Source organism: Vibrio sp. SCSIO 43137 (genome assembly GCF_028201475.1).
In the GTDB taxonomy this organism is placed as follows: Bacteria; Pseudomonadota; Gammaproteobacteria; order Enterobacterales; family Vibrionaceae; genus Vibrio.
Genome location: NZ_CP116383.1, coordinates 1,339,714 through 1,357,372 on the forward strand (window position 1 = coordinate 1,339,714; position 17,659 = coordinate 1,357,372).

Genomic DNA, 17,659 nt, shown 5'->3' on the forward strand with positions numbered 1-17,659 from the left:
TGATGAAAGTTGCGCTGATTAAGGCAAGTCAGGAGAGTGATTTCAAGCAATACAAAAAGTATGTCGGCGCGCCGCCACAGAGCATTTTTTCAGCTGCAGCAGCACTGGAAGGGGTTGCCGATATTGAGATGTACGATGAGACTTCCGGTAAAGCAGCCCCGGCTAAGCTGAAGGCGGAGTTAGCAGTAATTTTTATGTCTACCCCTGATGCCCTGAGAGCCTATCAGCTCGCCGATGCCTATATGGCTAAAGGAATCAAGGTTATTCTGGGAGGCCTGCATACCACCTTTATGCCACAGGAAGCTTTGCTGCATGCCCATTCAATTATTAAAGGTGAGTCCGATGCTTTGTGGCCGCAGATCCTTCTGGATGTGGCGGCCAATAAGATGCAGCCGGTTTATCAGGCTGACCAAGCCTTTGACCTGAAACAGGTTAAGCCTTATCCCACCCGCTACCTGAATGCCGGTATCTATAAAAATATCTGGTCGGTAACGGTTTCACGGGGCTGCCGGTTTAAATGCCATTACTGCACCATTCCTAACTTCTTTAAAAACCAGACCTACAGACCTATTGGTCAGGTTGTAGATGAAATTAAACAGAGCGGAGCGCAGTATATTGAGTTGAAAGCAGACAATCTGACCTCGGACAGGGAGTATTGTCTGGAACTGTTTGAAGCGTTGACACCTCTTAACATTCAGTGGGTTGCTGAAACTAACCTGAGATTTGCAGACGATGAAGAGCTGCTGCAACTGGCATCGAAAAGTGGTTTGATCTATCTGCTGGTAGGGCTGGAAACACCGTCAAAAAGTGCACTTAAAGAGGCATCAAAAGGGTTTAATAATATTCATAAATCTAAAGAGTACATCGATAAACTGCATCAGCATAAAATTGTGGTGGACTCCTGTATGTTGTTTGGTTTTGATGAACACAACAAAGATATTTTTGATGACACCTGGGACTATATTCACGACGTAGAACTGGATGTCTGTCACCCGGTAATCATGATTCCGTTCCCCGGCACTCCGCTGTTTAACGATCTGGAGCAGCAAGGGCGTATTCTGACCAGAGACTGGTCGCTGTATGATGGTGTTCATGCCGTATATCAGCCACAAAACATGTCGTCTAAAGAGCTCGAGCAGGGGCATCAGAAGTTTGTGGATAGGTATTATTCCGCCACAGAATCTCTGGCGAGAAAATGGCGTCAGACCCGTCGTTTTGGTATGTCAACGGCGTATATGCTGCCATAAACTTCCAGATTCACTCACGAGAGTTATCCAGAGCTGTACTCTTTGTACAGCTTTTGTGCCTGCAATTATCTCTGCTGCCAACCTATAAATCTGTATGAGAAAAAATAATAGTGATACAAGGCTCACCTTTGATGATACAGCCATGAATTAATTATATTTTATCTATACTTAACGGGTATAGCGCGATAATTTAGTCGTTCAGATTTTGAATCCTAAGGAGGGGAGATGTTCACAAGCCGCTGGTTTGGTATTAAAAAAACCTTTCTGACTGCTGTTCTGCTTATGCTCGCTTCATTTTCCTACGCAAAGAGCATGCAGAATGTACTGGTTCTCCACTCCTATGATGCGGCCTATGGCTGGACGGTAGATTTACAACACGGCATCGAAGATGCTATCGATTCAGCATCCCGCCCTTTAAAACTCTCAGTCGAGTATCTGGATACTAAGCGAATCAATAACCCGCGTTATTACGCTAATATGCGTGAGTATATCCGTTATAAGTACAGCAATTACCATTTTGACGGTGTCATCATCACCGACGATAACGCCCTGACCTTTTTCAATAGTCTGGATTTAGCCAACCTGAAACGTCTGCCGACGGTTGCAGTAGGTATTAATAACCTTGATGCCAATCTTTACTCTTCTACTGAGAAGGGAACGGTGATTTATGAGCACGATTATATTGCTGAAAATCTGAGGCTGATAAAACAGGTAAGGCCCAACCTTGAGAAGCTCTACTTTCTTTCAGATTACGGTGTCACTTCAAAAATTACCCGCCTGAAAGTATTAGAAGAACTGACCAGACATACGGACATAAAATTAGTTGAGATCCGCAACCAGAGTCTGGCACAGGCCGGGAAGACGCTGTCAAAAATTTCACCAGACGATGCTGTTTTGCTCACTCACTTCAATACCGAAATCAATATGGGGACCTTTTATGGCTATGATGAGGTAGCCCGATTTATTTCCGAAAAAAGTGCCGCACCCATTTTTGTGTTCTGGGAGTTTTACATTAAAGGCGATGTACTGGGCGGCTATGTAAACCGATCTTATAAAATGGGAGTGCAGGCGGTTGAGATTTTAGGCGCTAAACTGGATGACCCCCTCGAAATATCAATAGAGGTTAAGGATGAACATGCAGTGGTGTTTAACCATTCGGCATTGAACCGGTTTGATATCGGAAACGAGTTCATTCCTAAAGGCACAGTAATTCTGGGTAAACCCTCCTCTTATTTTCAGGAGAATATGGCGATACTTTCTGTCTCAGGTGCCATTATTCTATTGCTGTTTATGGTGATAGTGTCACTGCTGTCCCTGCTTAAACAGAAGAAGCGCCAGTGCCGGCAGCAAACGGATGTTCTGCTAAAACAAACAACCGGTCTTGAAGCTCACGGCGAGCTGGTGGCGGTACTCAGCGATGCTATTGAAAACCGTCCCGGTGAAGGGGGAAGGCATGTTCTCAGAGTGGCAAAAATGTCCTCCCGTCTGGCCATGTATGCCGGCCTGACGCTTCAGGAACAGGAGATGATAGAAAAGATCAGTACCGTGCATGATATTGGTAAGATAGGCGTGCCTGAATCAATCCTGAATAAGCCCGGAAAGCTATCAGCAGACGAGTGGCAGATGGTTCAGAACCATACCAAGGTCGGTCATAAGATTTTATCTATGATCGATGATGAGCAGATGAAACTGGCTGCTGCCGTTGCTCTTGATCATCATGAGCATTGGAATGGTAATGGTTACCCTCATGGTAAATCTGAGTATTCCATCCACATTTTTGCCCGGATAATTACTATTGTCGATGTGTTCGATGTGCTTCTTACCAAGCGCTGCTATAAAGAAGCATGGACCATTATTGAAGTGATTGATTATATAAAATCACGCGGTGGAGAGCAGTTTGATCCCCATCTTGCAGAGCTGTTTTTAGAACATATTAATGACTTTATTCAGATTCGGGATCTGTATACCGATGGTAGTGAGCTGCCGGCTGATTAAATCGCTTTTTCCCAACCTTTGAACTTTCGCACAGACTGTTAGGAACAGATTGTACAGACTGTGCGGATAATCCTTCCTACTTTAGTGAGAACAAAAATGAGAATTGGCATAGATCTGGGTGGAACCAAGATAGAGGTTATTGCGCTGTCTGATGACGGTAGTGAACTGTTCCGTAAACGGGTGGATACCCCGAAGGGTTCTTATCCTCAGACGCTTCAGGCGATAACCGGTCTGGTGGATGATGCGGAGTCAGCCACAGGCCAGCGTGGTACAGTGGGCATCGGCATTCCCGGAACCATCTCCCCGTACTCAAAAGTGGTGAAGAACGCCAACTCTGTCTGGCTCAATGGTCAGCCTCTTGATGTCGATTTATCAGAGATGTTAGGCCGCGAGGTGAGGGTAGCCAACGATGCAAACTGTATGGCGGTATCGGAAGCAACCGATGGTGCTGGCCAGGGTTATAGTGTGGTGTTAGCGCTTATTCTGGGAACCGGTGCCGGTGCCGGAATTGTCGTCAATGGCGCTCCTCATATCGGCGGAAATGGTATCGGCGGAGAGTGGGGACACAACCCTATGCCCTGGCTGGACGATGAAGAGCGGACATTTTCTGATGCGACTCCTTGCTACTGTGGCAGAAAAGCTTGTGTTGAACAGTTTGTTTCCGGCACCGGATTATGTGCGGACTATGAAAGAAGAACCGGCGTGAAACTTAAAGGCAAAGAGATATCAGAGTTAGCTGATCAAGGCGATGAGATTGCGCTTCAGACTCTTGAGGCTTATGAGCGCCGCCTTGCTAAATCAATTGCTGCAACCATTAACTTGCTTGACCCGGACGTAATTGTCCTTGCCGGCGGAGTCTGCAATATTGAGCGCCTGTACGATAATGTTCCGGCATTGCTGCCGGAATATACCTTTGGAGGGGAGTGTCATACACCGATTAAAGCGGCTGTACACGGTGACTCCAGCGGTGTCCGAGGTGCAGCATGGCTCTGGCCTGCCACACCAGAGCAGAAATCTTAGTTATTCCATTACTTTAAGTGTATCTGATACCAGCAGCGTTGCTTCGGTGACGCTCTGGATCTCTTCAACCGTTACATCAGGGGCAATCTCTTCCAGTAACATTCCCTCACTGGTAATACGTATAACGCCAAGTTCAGTCACGATCATATTTACCTGCCCCTGAGCAGTAAGGGGAAGGGTACACTGCCTGAGCAGTTTGGCTTTACCTTTGGCGGTGTGCTCCATCGCGACGATAACTTTCTTTGCCCCGACGACCAGATCCATCGCCCCGCCCATTCCGGGCACCATTTTTCCGGGGATAATCCAGTTGGCCAGATCACCATTCTCTGCCACTTGCAACGCACCAAGCACAGTAGCATCTACGTGGCCGCCGCGAATAATGGTAAAGGATTCTGAGCTGTTAAAATAAGCGGCGCCTTCAATAGCGATAATCGGCTGGCCACCGGCATTAACCAGATCTGCATCGGCGTCAGCGTCTCCTGCCATCCCTTTAATTCCGAGCAAGCCGTTCTCAGACTGAAATAGTACAGTGACATCACTCTCTATCTCATCAGCGACCATAGTAGGGAGCCCGATGCCAAGATTAACCACGTAACCGTCTTTTAGTTCCTGAGCGACCCGGCGGGCAATTCTTTTTCTGCGCTGCACTGCTTCTGTATCAGCCATGACGGACTCCTTTCTTAACGCTTGTCTTAACAATGTAGTCAATGAAAATGGATGGGGTGTGCACCGCTTCCGGCTGGATTTCACCGGGTGCCACTAGTGTCTCAGCTTCAGCAATAACAATATCCGCAGCGGTCGCCATAAGAGGGTTAAAATTCTGGGTGGTTTTTCTATAAAACACATTACCCTTGCTATCCACCACTGAACCTCTGATAAGGGCGACGTCGGCACGCAAAGGCTTTTCCAGCAGATAAGGTTTACCATCAATGGTAATAACTTCCTTTCCTTCCGCCACCATTGTGCCGATGCCGGTCGGGGTAAGAACGCCACCCAGACCGGAGCCGCCGGCGCGTATTTTTTCTGCCAGGGTTCCCTGAGGCACCAGCTCAACGTCAAGTTCGCCGCTGTTCATCTGACGGCCGGTTTCCGGGTTGAGCCCTATGTGAGAAGCGTACAGCTTACGAATACGTTTAGCACAAATTAGCCTGCCGGAACCGGATTCCGGCATACCTGTATCGGTGCTGATCAATGTTAAGTCCTTAATATCACTGTCAAGAATTGCATCAATAATGGTTTCCGGCGCGCCGTTGGCCATAAAGCCACCTATCATCACCGTCATGCCGCTTTTCAGTGATTTAGCGACAATATCAATATCGGATAGTTTGTTCATATATCGTCCCTGATTAATAAGGTTAGTTTCTGCGTAACATCATGGCTGTGCCCATTCCACCACCGACACAAAGTGAAGCAAGCCCCAGATGCTTTTCTGCTGCCTGTAATTGATAAATAAGAGAGACCAGAATGCGGCAGCCTGACGCACCGAGAGGGTGACCGAGAGCAATAGCACCGCCGTTAGGGTTTGCCCGCTCTATGATAAGCTGCTCATCAATATGATGCTCAGCGGACAGTTCACGGATCACACCAAGCGCCTGAGCCGCGAACGCTTCATTCAGTTCAATGACCTGCATATCTGCTAAAGTATAGTCTGTTTTACCAAGTGCTTTTGCGATGGCGGGCACCGGACCCAGCCCCATATAGGCCGGATCTACACCTGCCTGAGCATAACTGACCACCTCAGCCAGTACGGTTAGGTTGTGCTGTTTTACTGCCTGAGCCGAAGCGAGGATCAGTGCCGCTGCACCATCATTAATCCCCGAGGCGTTTCCGGCGGTCACGCTGCCGTCAGCTTCAAATGCCGCTCGCAGCTTAGCCAGCTTTTCACTGCTGGAATCTGGTTTTGGATATTCATCCTCAGTAACCAGGGTCACGCCTTTTCTGCCGGTGATTTCAACGGGTTCTATCTCTTGCTTAAAGTGACCTGACTCTATGGCGGCACAGGCTTTTTTCTGGCTCTGCAAGGCGAACTTATCCTGCATTTCACGGCTGAGGTTATGCTTACGGGCGATATTTTCCGCAGTAACGCCCATATGGTATTGGTGAAATGCGTCTGTCAGCCCGTCTTTTAACAGGGCATCTTCCAGAGGCTGATGACCAAGGCGGATACCCGCTCTCGCTGCTGCCGGTACAAGGTAAGGAATTTGTGACATGTTTTCCATGCCACAGGCAACCACTATCTCTGCGTCACCGGCTCGAATATGAGAAACCGCGTCCATGACCGATTTCATACCGCTGCCACAGATCATGTTCAGGCTATATGCCGGTGTATCAGCAGGAATACCGGCCTGAATTGCCGCCTGACGACCAGGCCCCATTCCTTGTCCTGCATTAATCACATTGCCGCAGATCACTTCGTCAACCAGTGCCGGATCAATTGCACTCTGCCTGAGAGCGCCCCTGATAGCCGTGCTGCCCAAGTCTGCTGCTGACACTGATGAGAGAGAGCCACAAAATGAACCTATAGGGGTTCGTTTTGCCGCAACAATATATACCGACTGCATCTAATACTCCTTTACATCCTTTTAATTGCCTCTTGTTATTAGTGTATGAATAAACCTGATGTAGGATATATATCCAAAAACAGGAAGTGGGATTGAAAATATGCAAACAAGTCTGGCTTAGCTCAAATTGTCCGGCTATATCGTTTGAAGGGGGCAGGGATTATAGTTATGTTGGATTAAGTTGTCGGGACAGGCACCATAAGTCGTAAGTTGTCGGGACAGACACCAATAATATTTTATCGGCATCTTATCGGGACAGGCACCAAAGGAGTTAGTGTGTTAAAGGGCAGTGAACTACCATCTATGAAGGCTTTAAGAACCTTTGTGGCAGTGGCAAATAATATGAGTTTTTCCAAAGCGGCTATTGAGCTGTCCGTGACACAGGGTGCCGTGAGTAAACAGATTGCCGCGCTGGAACAGCAGTTAGGTCAGCCTCTTTTTGAAAGGCATATCAATGGTCTTTCCCTGTCTGGTGCCGGGAAACGTTATCTGCCGAAAATATCTCAGGCGATAGAGATGATTCAGTACTCCACTTCCAGCCTGTTACAGACAGAGTTAGAACAAGAAATTCTTAGTGTTAATGTTACCCCTTCGTTTGCCAGTCTGTGGCTTATTCCCAATATTGAGAGTTTTAACGGCTTAAATCCCAATATCCGCCTGAGTGTGAAAACCGGCGACGGACTGATAAAAAACATTAACGGCGACAGCGATCTCTATATCCGCTGCCTGCCACTCTCCAAGCATTATGAAAACGCTACATTGTTACGCAAAGAGAAGTTGTTGCTGGTGGCTCCTGCTAGCTACTCAGCCAGTAAAGTAGGGGAGCCACAACTAGAGAGCCTGCCTTTTATTCCTCAGACAACAAGGCCACAACTGTGGGAGCAGTTTAAGGCTGAACATGAAATCAGCCAGAACAGCCGCTTTTATGGTGTCGGTTTTGAACACTTTTATATGTCATTGGAAGCCGTTAAAAAACGCAGCGGAATGGCCCTACTGCCAGACTTTATGGTAAATCGGCAACTTAGGGAGAAACGCCTGACTAACCCAATGCAGTTATCGGTAGAAAGTGGCTATGGTTACTATGTGATTGTGCCTAGTTACCGGCTAACCTCACGTAAGGTGTATATGTTTAACCAATGGTTAAATGCTCATCTTGCCGTGATGGGTGAAATGGCAAACAGAAGCTAAGGAGGGAGACTGTGCTGGATAAAATGGCTTTCTTTGTTTACGTAGTCAGGCTGAGTTCGATCTCATCGGCTTCTAAGCATTTTAATATTTCAGTTTCTGCCGGAAGCCGGTGGTTACAGGAGCTTGAGCAACAAATGGGGACACCGTTATACCGGCGCAATAACCGGCTTTTAACCCCCACTCCTGCAGGGCTTAAGTTGTTTGAAGAGTATGCTCCCCTTGTGGACCGTTCTCAGACCATTATCCGTGAAGTTCAGGGATTCCAGTCTCACCAGAAGGGGCATATTGATATCTGCTGCACCCCGGTTTATGCCAACCACTTTATGATGCCTGTCATTAGCCGCTATCTGGCTGAGCACCCCCATGTTACTTTTAATCTGAATGTCACTCCATGGGCGCTGGATGACGCCAGCAACGTGGATTTTGCTGTCAGCGCCATTGCTAACTATCAGGGTTATCGTGAGCGGGACCTCCTGTTGGTAAGGCGTGAGCTACTCTCTTATCCTTTTGTGGTCGTTGCGACACCAGAGTATCTGAACAGAAGCAAAGTGCCTGAGCTGCCCGTGGATTTAAAACAACACTTGTGTCTGTTTGCTACCACACTGACAGGAAGTAATGACTGGGTGTTTACCCGCGGTAGTGAGTCACAGATAGTAAAGATTCCCCGGACCCTTGAAGTGAACGACAGTGATCTTCTGCTTCAGGGCGTACTCAATAGCACCGGTATTGCTTACCTACCCAGTTTTTTGGTTGAGCAGGCTGTTGAATCGGGTAAATTAGTCACTCTTTTACCGGAGTTTGAAACCAGTATATGGAGTCTAAATCTCTATTATCAGCCGGAGAGTAAAGCTTCATCAGTGGCACAGCATTTTAAAAACGTTTGGCTTGAAGAACACGGAAGGTTGTTACATGAGAAAGGTTTATCATCTCGCTGAAAATGCCTGTTTCGGTTATTTGAGAAGCTAAAAAACAAAACCGATACGGTTAAGTATCGGTTTTGCTGGTTTTAAATGAAGGGGAGTGATGATTACATCAGGCCGGCTTCTTTGTAGTATTTCGCTGCGCCCGGATGAAGAGGTGCAGACAGACCGTCTTTAATCATCTCTTCTTTCTTCAGGTTAGCGAAAGCAGGGTGCAGTTTCTTGAAGGTGTCAAAGTTTTCAAATACCGCTTTTACAATCTGATAAACCACATCTTCAGGAACATCTGTAGAAGAAACAAATGTAGCACCTACACCAAATGTACCCACATCAGACGGGTTACCGTTATACATGCCGCCCGGTACTGTTGCTGTACGGTAGAAGGATTTGTCAGCCACCAGTTTCTCAACGGTCGGGCTGGCTACAGAAACGATCTTGCTGTCACAAGAGGTAGTCGCTTCTTTGATAGCACCACTTGGGTGGCCTACTACGTAAACCATGGCATCAATTTTGTTATCACAAAGAGCTTTAGACTGCTCAGAAGCTTTTAGCTCAGAAACCAGTTTAAAGTCATCAGTGCTCCAGCCGTAGCGATCCATCAGTACTTCCATAGTGCCGCGCTGACCTGAGCCCGGGTTACCGATATTGACGCGCTTACCTTTCAGGTCATCAAAGGTTTTAATGCCTGAATCAGCACGGGCAACAACTGTGAACGGTTCCGGGTGAACTGAGAATACAGCGCGTAGTTTTTTAAACGCACCTTTATCTTCAAACTTGCTGGTTCCGTTGTAAGCGTGGTACTGCCAGTCTGACTGAGCAATGCCCAGATCCAGTTCACCGGCACGGATAGTGTTGATGTTGTAAATTGAACCACCAGTACTTTCAACAGAACAGCGGATACCGTGCTCTTTCTTAGATTTGTTTACTAAGCGGCAAATTGCACCACCAGTAGGGTAATACACGCCCGTTACACCACCGGTACCAATTGTGACGAACCGATCCTGAGCACTGGCATACAGTGAGGTGCTGAGTAGTGCGGTTGTTGCGGTAGCGGTTAGCAGGGTTTTAATACGTGCCATAATAATTCCTTTTACTAGTAATGAACTTTTTTCAGTAACAATGAGCCATTAGCTATTCACTAATTTGGCTCTGAAACTTTCAGCGTTGTGTTTTTCAATGTTCATCAATCTCATCAGTTCGGCTAATTGACTTATCTGATGAGCATTGTTTTTGGCTGGTAAGCCATGGTTATTCATATGATTATTTTCAAAGCCGATTCTTACGTCGGCTCCCATTAGCATAGCACTGATCAGACAAGTCTGTTCCATTCGACCAAAGGCGCATACCGCCCAGCGACTTTTTAGTGTATTGGGCATTTCCCTGAGAAATGGTAGTAGATCCTTTGGGCTGGCCTGCATTTGAGCCTGATAGCGACCCAGAACAATAAGGGTATGATGGTGTTTTTCAGGCAATAAACCAGATTTAAGAAGTGAGAAGTAGCGCAGAAGATCTTGTTCAGAATAGAGGATGTATTGAGCAATTATCTGTTCAGATGCCACCCAGTGAAAGAACTCAGCGGCGGTGTCCAGATAAGAATCGTCGGGAATCAGCTCTTTAAGGGCAAATGAGGCAGCTTCCGGTTTGGTTTCCCGGATAAGCTCCATCTGTTGCTCCGGCTTATATATACCGACAGCCTCAGTCGTTAGCTGAACCATAATTTTATCCCCCACGGCCGAGTGTACCGCTTCAAGCACCGCCAGATTATCGGAGATATCCAGTGAGTGGCTGCCATCGGGCTTTCTGGCATGGAGGTGCACCATTGCAGCCCCGGCTTGATAACAGGCCAGTACGTCTTCTGCTATCTCATCTGCACTGACGGGAACCGCCGGATGATCCGCTTTGGTCTTTCGCGCTCCGTTAGGGGCAACAATAATGGCTCTCTTTTCGTCATGTATCATGGTTAACTCCAGCTTGCCGCTGAGTCTGAAATGGTCTGATGCAGTTTTTCAACCAGTTCATCTATCTCGGACTCTGTAATAATAAAAGGCGGTGCAAGCAGGATATGGTGCCCCTGTTTGCCGTCTATGGTTCCAGCCATGGGATAGCAGAGTAGGCCATGTTGCATCGCAAGAGACTTAACCTGCTTATCGGCATTTGATGATAGCGGAATAGGTTGTTTAGACTGCTTATCTGCCACTAACTCTATGCCGATAAACAGCCCCCTTCCTCTTATATCCCCGATATTCGTTAATGAGGACAGTCGCTGTTGCAGTTTGTCTTTTAAGTATTCTCCCATTCGGGTTACCCGGCCGAGAAGATTCTCATCAATAATGGTATTGACGGTTGCCAGAGCGGCGGCACAGGCGGTGGGGTGTCCGGTAAAGGTATGGCCGTGCTGGAAAAAGCCGCTGCCAGAGGAGATAGACTGATAGATACAATCACTGGCGAGTACGGCACCAATAGGTTGGTAACCGGCTCCCAAGCCTTTGGCCATAGTGACGATGTCCGGAATCACTTGGTCCTGCTCAAAGGCGTAAAAGGTGCCTGTCCTTCCAACACCGCACATTACCTCATCCAGAATCAGCAATACATTGTATTTGTCGCATATCTGCCGTATACGGGAAAAATAGAGCTTGTTGGCCGCGAGGGCACCGGCTGTGGCTCCAACAACAGGCTCCGCAACAAAGGCCATCACATTTTCGGCACCGATCTGTACGATTTTATCTTCCAGTTCGTCAGCTACCCTGACAGAGTACTGTTCGATGGACTCCTCATCTGCTTTGTCCCTGTATGGATAATAGGGGGCAATATGGTGTCCGGTCGAAAGCAAAGGCCGGAACGGCTCTCTTCGCCACTCATTACCTCCGACGGACAGTGCTCCCAGCGTGTTGCCGTGGTAACTCTGTCGGCGGGCAATAAACTGATTTTTTGCTGGCTGGCCGGTTTCGTAAAAGTACTGCCGTGCCAGCTTAAGGGCGGTTTCTACTGCTTCCGAACCACCGCTGACAAAATAGGCGTGGTTAAGAGAGTCAGGGGCCAGTTCACATAGCTTCTGAGCCAGAGCTTCACCGGCCGAGCTGGTAAAGAAACCGGTATGAGCATAAGGAATGCATGAGACTTGTTGTATAATTGCCTGCTTTACCGCAGCATGGCTATGGCCGAGATTAGAAACGGCGGCCCCGCCACAGGCGTCAAGATATTTGTTATTGTTCTCGTCAAACAGGTAGACGCCATCTCCCCTTGATATAACGGGAAGCTTGACGTGACAATGACGGTAAAATACGTTGCTCATTGCAATGCCCTTAATAGGTAACCCTTGATGGTTTTTTATACTGGTTTAGTTTTTCGTTACGGACAATGGAAAAAAAATTTACCGGTATGAGCTAATGGAATAGTGACTGGCGAAACGTTTCGAACAACTGAACCGTCAGATAAAGTGGCAAAGTTATCAGTTTGATCAACCTATTTAGCAACAATGAGTTATGTAGCTGCCATTAAGAAAAATTCAGCTATAATTGATCAAATCCGCCGCTGTACTGAGTATCTTTGATGGAACAGGTAAACGATAAAAAGTTGTTGAAATTTATCAGGGTGATGCCTGTACTCGTTATTGTGATAGCAACCCTCACTGTTATTGCCCTTCAACTCAGAAGCAGCCATACCGAAGCTCAGGATAGTCTCGCCTCCCTGAGAGAAGATTATCTACAGCAGCAGAAAGTCCATACCCAGCAAGAAGTTGACAGCGTATATCGTCAACTGGCCTATGAAGTTATGCGTACTGAAAGTGCGTTAAAGCAAGACATCCGCGAACGAGTTTACGAAGCACACCGCATTGCCACAGAAATCTATAACAGTAATGTTGATAAACCCCGTGCTGAAGTGACCAAAATGATCACTGACGCCTTAAGGGCGCTACGTTTTAATAAAGGGCGTGGCTACTATTTTATTTATAAGATGGATGGGGTAAATGTTTTACATCCAATACTGCCTCATATGGAAGGTACCTCCCGCTGGGACATGCAGGATAGCCGGGGCGCTTATATTACTAGAGATGTGATAAATATTGCCCGGCATAAAGACGAAGGTTTTCATCGCTGGTGGTTCTTTAAGCCGGGAGATAATGAGCAAGATTATGAAAAACTTGGTTTTATAAAATATTTTGCTCCGCTGGATATGATGATAGGCACCGGTGAATACATTGAAGATTTTGAGCGGGAAGTGCAGCATAAGTTACTAAGCTGGATATCAGAAATACGTTACGGTAATACAGGTTATCTGTTTATTGTTAATGGTGACGGAAATATTATTGCTCACCAAAACAAAAATTTAATTGGTGTTAACGCCCTTGGGTTTGTTGATCAGACTGGCAACGAATATATTAAACAGATAATCAGTACCGCGAAAAAGGGAGGTGGCTTTGTACGCTACTTTAGCAGCTTTACCCCGGAGAGTGTCAGCAACAGTGAGAAGATAAGTTATGTGCGTTGGTTTGGCGCATGGCACTGGGTGATAGGGACAGGTTTTTACCTGTCAGAATCCGAAGCCTATTTAGCGGATAAAGAGGCGCAGCTTAAACAGGACAACAGTGAAGACCTGACCAATATTTTACTGTTTAGCCTGGTGTTGTTTATTGTCATGACTATGCTGGCAACCTTCCTGACTACTCAGGTCTCTTCCCGCTTCAAGAGCTTTCAGAAAAAAATCAACACGGATTTTAAAAAGCTGGAGCAGGCCAAAAATACCATGCAGCATCTGGCTATGTATGACTCATTAACCGAGCTTCCTAACCGGATTCACTTCACCAGAGAGACCAAGCATACCGTTGAGAAAGCCGCAAAGGCGGGGCATTCTCTTGCCGTTGTGTTAGTGGATATTGATGACTTTAAAAAGATAAACGACTTTTACGGCCACGGGGTTGGCGACCAGTTGCTTAAGCTGATATCAAGAAAGTTTGAGTTGATTCTGGAAGTAGAAGACAGTGTCTCGCGGTTCGGTGGTGATGAGTTTATATTCTGCCTGCAACATATTAAATCCAGGGAAGAGATCAGGAGCAAGGTGATAGGAATTCAGGCTCTGTTTGAAAAACCCCTGCTTGTGAACAATGTACGCATTAAGGTCAGTTGTTCTATTGGGGTGGCCGGCTATCCTTTTGATGCATCCGGAGCGGAAGAGCTGATAAGCCGGGCTGATTTATCCCTTTATCAGGCAAAAGAGAGCAAAGGAACGGTTACCTACTTTGACGCATCTATAGCCAAGAAGCTCGACTATGAGTTTATGTTGGAAGAGCAGTTAAAAGGCGCTCTGGAGCGCAACGAAATCAGTGTCTATTATCAGCCTCAGATCTGTTCAGAGGAAGGAAAACTGGCCGGAGTCGAGGCACTTTGCCGCTGGAACAGCGCTAAACTGGGGGCGGTTTCACCACTGGATTTTATTGAAGTGGCAGAGAGGATCGGAATGATTCACCCGATCGGACAGTATGTATTGCAAACTGCCTGCAGGGATATGATGGCTCTGTTTCCTGACGATCAGAGTAAAGTGAAACTGTCGGTTAATATCTCACCTAAGCAACTTAAGCTTCCTCACTTTGCCGATGATTTTTATACCAGTATTAAAGAATCAGGTATAAACGCTAACCGGGTCACCCTTGAGATTACCGAAAACGTTCTGCTGGACGACAAAGAGTCGGTAGCTCCTATACTGGAGGAGCTAAGAGCGTTAGGCTTTGGTATCTCCCTTGATGATTTTGGTACCGGTTTTTCCTCTCTGAGCTACCTGAACAATCTGCCAATTAGCGAAATAAAAATCGATAGATCTTTTGTGATTAAGATGCTGAACAATAAGCAGAGCGATTCACTGGTGAAAGCGATTCTGGCTATTGGGCAATCCTGCGAAATGAAAGTAGTCGCTGAGGGGGTTGAGACCAGAGAACAGTTCAACCAACTGCGTGAGTATCGTTGCGATATGGTTCAGGGTTACTTTTTTGATAAACCTCTTACGGTTAATGAACTGAGAGAACGAGCTGACGATCACTGGATCAGACAAGCTGAAAAGTAGTTTTAAAGAAAAATTCTAAAAATCAGATCTTTATATCAGTTCGGTACATTTTTATAAGCTAATAATATCACACTGTATAGTTATTCTTGGTAGTGACAGAGGCTCCTTTGGCCAGCTGTTCACTATACTGGATAGTAGTCCTGTCATTTTTCATATCAGAGGCACTATGTCGACAGTCAGGGATTTAAAACTGCTTCGTCTGATCCGCTATATGCCGGTAGCCATTATCGGCATCTTTGCTCTGGCTGTTAATGTTATTGTCATTAAGGATAACCGTGACAAAGCAGAGCACAGCATTGAAACGCTTCGTTCGGAAGTCATTCGCGCCCGCAAAGAGTCTATCCGGCAACACGTCAACATTATTGTCAGCGAGGTAGATTACCAAAAAAACTTAGCTGAAAAAGTGCTGAAGCAGCAGGCTAAAGCGCGGGTTGACGAGGCTTATGACATTGCGAGCAATTTGTACCGGACCAATCTGGATAAACCTGAAAAAGAGATTACCAAGCTTATTTCAGAAGCGCTAAGGCCGATACGGTTTTTTGATCAGCGTGGCTACTTCTTTGTTTTTAATATGGACGGAACCAATGTGATGCACGGTTTACGCCCTCATGTTGAAGGTAAAAACCTGATTGGTTCGCAGGACATACGTGGCACCTTTATTCTGAAGGAGCATATCGATCTGATCAGAAGTAATGGAGAAGCTTTTTACCACTGGTGGTACCCAAAACCCGGAAAGCCTGAAAGTGAAGAGTTTGAGAAAATTGGTTTCGGTAAGAGGTTTGAACCTTTCGACTGGTTTATCGGCACCGGAGAGTATGTCGCCGATGTTGAGGAAGATATTAAAAAACAGGTATTAAACTGGATTAATGAGTATAGCTACGACAAAAATGGTTATATTTTTGTGGTAGATAGTGAAGGAAATGTCCTCTCTCATCGTGAGCCCTCTTATATTGGAAAGAATCTGGCGGATTTTAATGACGCTGCCGGCCTGCAGATGCACGGCATGATCATGAACTCTGACAGCTTCGGCAGTTTTGTTCAGTACCAACTTCCGCTGCTGGCGGGTGGGGATGTCAAAGAAGAGAAAATCAGCTATGTCAAGATGTTGGAAGGGTGGGGATGGTATCTGGGAACCGGATTTAACCTGAGCGATTTTGAAGCTTATTTTGAGAAACAGAGAGTGTTATTGCAGGAAAAAAACCGTACCGAACTCGTTACTCTATCTATTCTCAGTTTACTGATTACGGCCGTCCTGACCGGCCTTTCCCTTGTACTGAGCAACATTGTTGCCCGCCGCTTTGAGCGTTTTGAATCCAGAATCAATCAGGATTTTAATGAGTTGGAGTCGGCTAAAGATCAGATGCAGCATATGGCGTTACATGATGCCCTGACCGGCCTGCCAAACCGCTTATTGCTGATAGAGAATATTAATCACGGTATTCAGTTAACGCAAAAATACAACAAGCAACTGGCTGTTGTGTTTGTTGATCTGGATAACTTTAAGAAGGTGAATGATCTCTACGGTCACTCTTCCGGTGACAGGTTGCTGGAGACTATCAGCAAAAAATTTGAGTCTTTACTGGGAGATTACGACAGCGTATCCCGCTTTGGTGGTGATGAGTTTATTTTCTGTTTCCCTATGCTGAATGATGTAAAACAAGCTGAAAACCGGGTTCAGAAGGTGAAAGAGGTGTTTAATGATCCGTTTGTTATTGACGGTAAGATACTGATGACCGATTGCAGCGTCGGTGTCAGTATGTATCCCGGTGACAGCGATGATGCTGAATCTTTGATCAGAAAAGCCGATATCGTGTTGTATAAATCCAAGTCTGTACATAAAGGCGATGTGATGTTCTATGACAGTAGCATCAACCGGCAGGTGCAGTTTGATTTTATTCTGGAAGAAGAGTTACGCCGTGCCCTGAGCAAAAATGAAATTACCGTTTTGTATCAGCCTCAGTTTGATACTAAAAATGAAAAAGTGGTGTCGGTCGAAGCTCTGGCCCGCTGGACAAACGAAAGGCTGGGTAGCGTTTCTCCGGTTAAGTTTATTGCTCTGGCGGAAGAGATAGGCATTATTCATCAGATAGGCTTATTTGTGTTCCGTACTGCCTGTGAAGACATCTTCAGGTTGAGCAGAAATTGCCGTAATGCCATGAAGGTATCGGTGAATATCTCACCTCGTCAGTTGCTGGAAGAGAACTTTGCCGAACAACTGCTACAGATTACCTCGGATGTAGGTATCGATGTGGAACGTATTAATCTTGAGATTACCGAGAATGTGTTGATTAATGATATCGACAAAGTGGCCCCTGTACTGAACATGCTGCGCAACCTTGGCTTTGGTATTTCACTGGACGATTTTGGCACAGGTTTCTCTTCACTCAGTTACCTTAACAGCCTGCCAATTAGTGAGATAAAGATCGACCGCTGCTTTATCGATAATCTGCTGGTTAATGAGCAGAGCAATACCTTAATCAGAGCCATTATTGCTATTGGTGAATCCAGTGGTTTGCAGGTGGTTGCTGAAGGGGTAGAAACAAAAGAGCAGTATAAGGAATTGATTAGTTATGGCTGTAGTCTGGCTCAGGGCTATTACATCAGCAGGCCACTGCCAATTGAAGTGCTAATTGAACGGGATGAAGGACAGGCCAGCGCATAGCCGGCCTGTTAC

General features: G+C 46.3%; 13 protein-coding genes. 7 read left to right on the plus strand and 6 right to left on the minus strand.

What is annotated here, in order from left to right; translation table 11 throughout:
- Positions 1 to 2 precede the first annotated feature (2 nt).
- The 3 genes from PK654_RS06305 to mak all read left to right on the plus strand — a co-directional run bounded on the left by PK654_RS06305 (position 3) and on the right by mak (position 4,262).
- Complete coding sequence (locus tag PK654_RS06305) at positions 3 to 1,247, plus strand: B12-binding domain-containing radical SAM protein (RefSeq protein ID WP_271698347.1); 1,245 nt, start codon at positions 3 to 5, stop codon at positions 1,245 to 1,247.
- 225 nt (positions 1,248 to 1,472) lie between these two features.
- Positions 1,473 to 3,242: an HD domain-containing phosphohydrolase gene (locus PK654_RS06310; RefSeq protein WP_271698348.1), complete on the plus strand. Its 1,770-nt coding sequence runs from the start codon at positions 1,473 to 1,475 to the stop codon at positions 3,240 to 3,242.
- A gap of 96 nt (positions 3,243 to 3,338) precedes the next feature.
- Positions 3,339 to 4,262, plus strand: coding sequence for a fructokinase (gene mak, locus PK654_RS06315; RefSeq protein ID WP_271698349.1), 924 nt, complete (start codon positions 3,339 to 3,341; stop codon positions 4,260 to 4,262).
- Here the strand turns inward: mak and PK654_RS06320 are convergent, their stop codons facing one another.
- From PK654_RS06320 to PK654_RS06330, 3 genes are read right to left on the minus strand one after another with little or no spacing between them, the layout of a single operon-like run.
- Positions 4,263 to 4,928, minus strand: coding sequence for a 3-oxoacid CoA-transferase subunit B (locus tag PK654_RS06320; protein ID WP_271698350.1), 666 nt, complete (start codon positions 4,926 to 4,928; stop codon positions 4,263 to 4,265).
- The gene (locus PK654_RS06325) at positions 4,921 to 5,595 is read right to left on the minus strand and encodes a CoA transferase subunit A (protein ID WP_271698351.1); all 675 of its coding nucleotides are present in this window, start codon (positions 5,593 to 5,595) and stop codon (positions 4,921 to 4,923) included. The genes PK654_RS06320 and PK654_RS06325 overlap by 8 nt, the downstream gene beginning before the upstream one ends.
- A 22-nt stretch (positions 5,596 to 5,617) precedes the next feature.
- Complete coding sequence (locus PK654_RS06330; protein WP_271698352.1) at positions 5,618 to 6,823, minus strand: acetyl-CoA C-acetyltransferase; 1,206 nt, start codon at positions 6,821 to 6,823, stop codon at positions 5,618 to 5,620.
- Between the two features lie 276 nt (positions 6,824 to 7,099).
- On the opposite strand from PK654_RS06330, the gene PK654_RS06335 reads away from it, so the two are divergent.
- Positions 7,100 to 8,011, plus strand: a complete 912-nt coding sequence (locus PK654_RS06335; protein WP_271698353.1) for a LysR family transcriptional regulator — start codon at positions 7,100 to 7,102, stop codon at positions 8,009 to 8,011.
- Positions 8,012 to 8,022: 11 nt separating this feature from the next.
- Positions 8,023 to 8,946, plus strand: a complete 924-nt coding sequence (locus PK654_RS06340; RefSeq protein ID WP_271698354.1) for a LysR family transcriptional regulator — start codon at positions 8,023 to 8,025, stop codon at positions 8,944 to 8,946.
- 92 nt (positions 8,947 to 9,038) lie between these two features.
- Here PK654_RS06340 and PK654_RS06345 read toward each other — a convergent pair whose 3' ends face one another.
- From PK654_RS06345 to PK654_RS06355, 3 genes are read right to left on the minus strand one after another with little or no spacing between them, the layout of a single operon-like run.
- Entirely contained in the window at positions 9,039 to 10,010 is a 972-nt protein-coding gene (locus PK654_RS06345; RefSeq protein ID WP_271698355.1) for a TAXI family TRAP transporter solute-binding subunit, read from the minus strand.
- A gap of 48 nt (positions 10,011 to 10,058) precedes the next feature.
- Positions 10,059 to 10,889 carry a 3-keto-5-aminohexanoate cleavage protein gene (locus PK654_RS06350; RefSeq protein ID WP_271698356.1) on the minus strand — a complete coding sequence of 277 codons (831 nt, stop codon included), beginning with the start codon at positions 10,887 to 10,889 and terminating at the stop codon, positions 10,059 to 10,061.
- A gap of 2 nt (positions 10,890 to 10,891) precedes the next feature.
- Positions 10,892 to 12,223, minus strand: coding sequence for an aspartate aminotransferase family protein (locus tag PK654_RS06355; RefSeq protein ID WP_271698357.1), 1,332 nt, complete (start codon positions 12,221 to 12,223; stop codon positions 10,892 to 10,894).
- Positions 12,224 to 12,480: 257 nt separating this feature from the next.
- On the opposite strand from PK654_RS06355, the gene PK654_RS06360 reads away from it, so the two are divergent.
- Positions 12,481 to 14,985 (plus strand): bifunctional diguanylate cyclase/phosphodiesterase, encoded by a 2,505-nt coding sequence (locus PK654_RS06360; RefSeq protein ID WP_271698358.1) that lies wholly within the window; start codon positions 12,481 to 12,483, stop codon positions 14,983 to 14,985.
- Between the two features lie 166 nt (positions 14,986 to 15,151).
- A complete protein-coding gene (locus tag PK654_RS06365; RefSeq protein ID WP_271698359.1) occupies positions 15,152 to 17,647 on the plus strand; it encodes a bifunctional diguanylate cyclase/phosphodiesterase in 2,496 nt (831 codons plus the stop codon).
- Positions 17,648 to 17,659 lie beyond the last annotated feature (12 nt).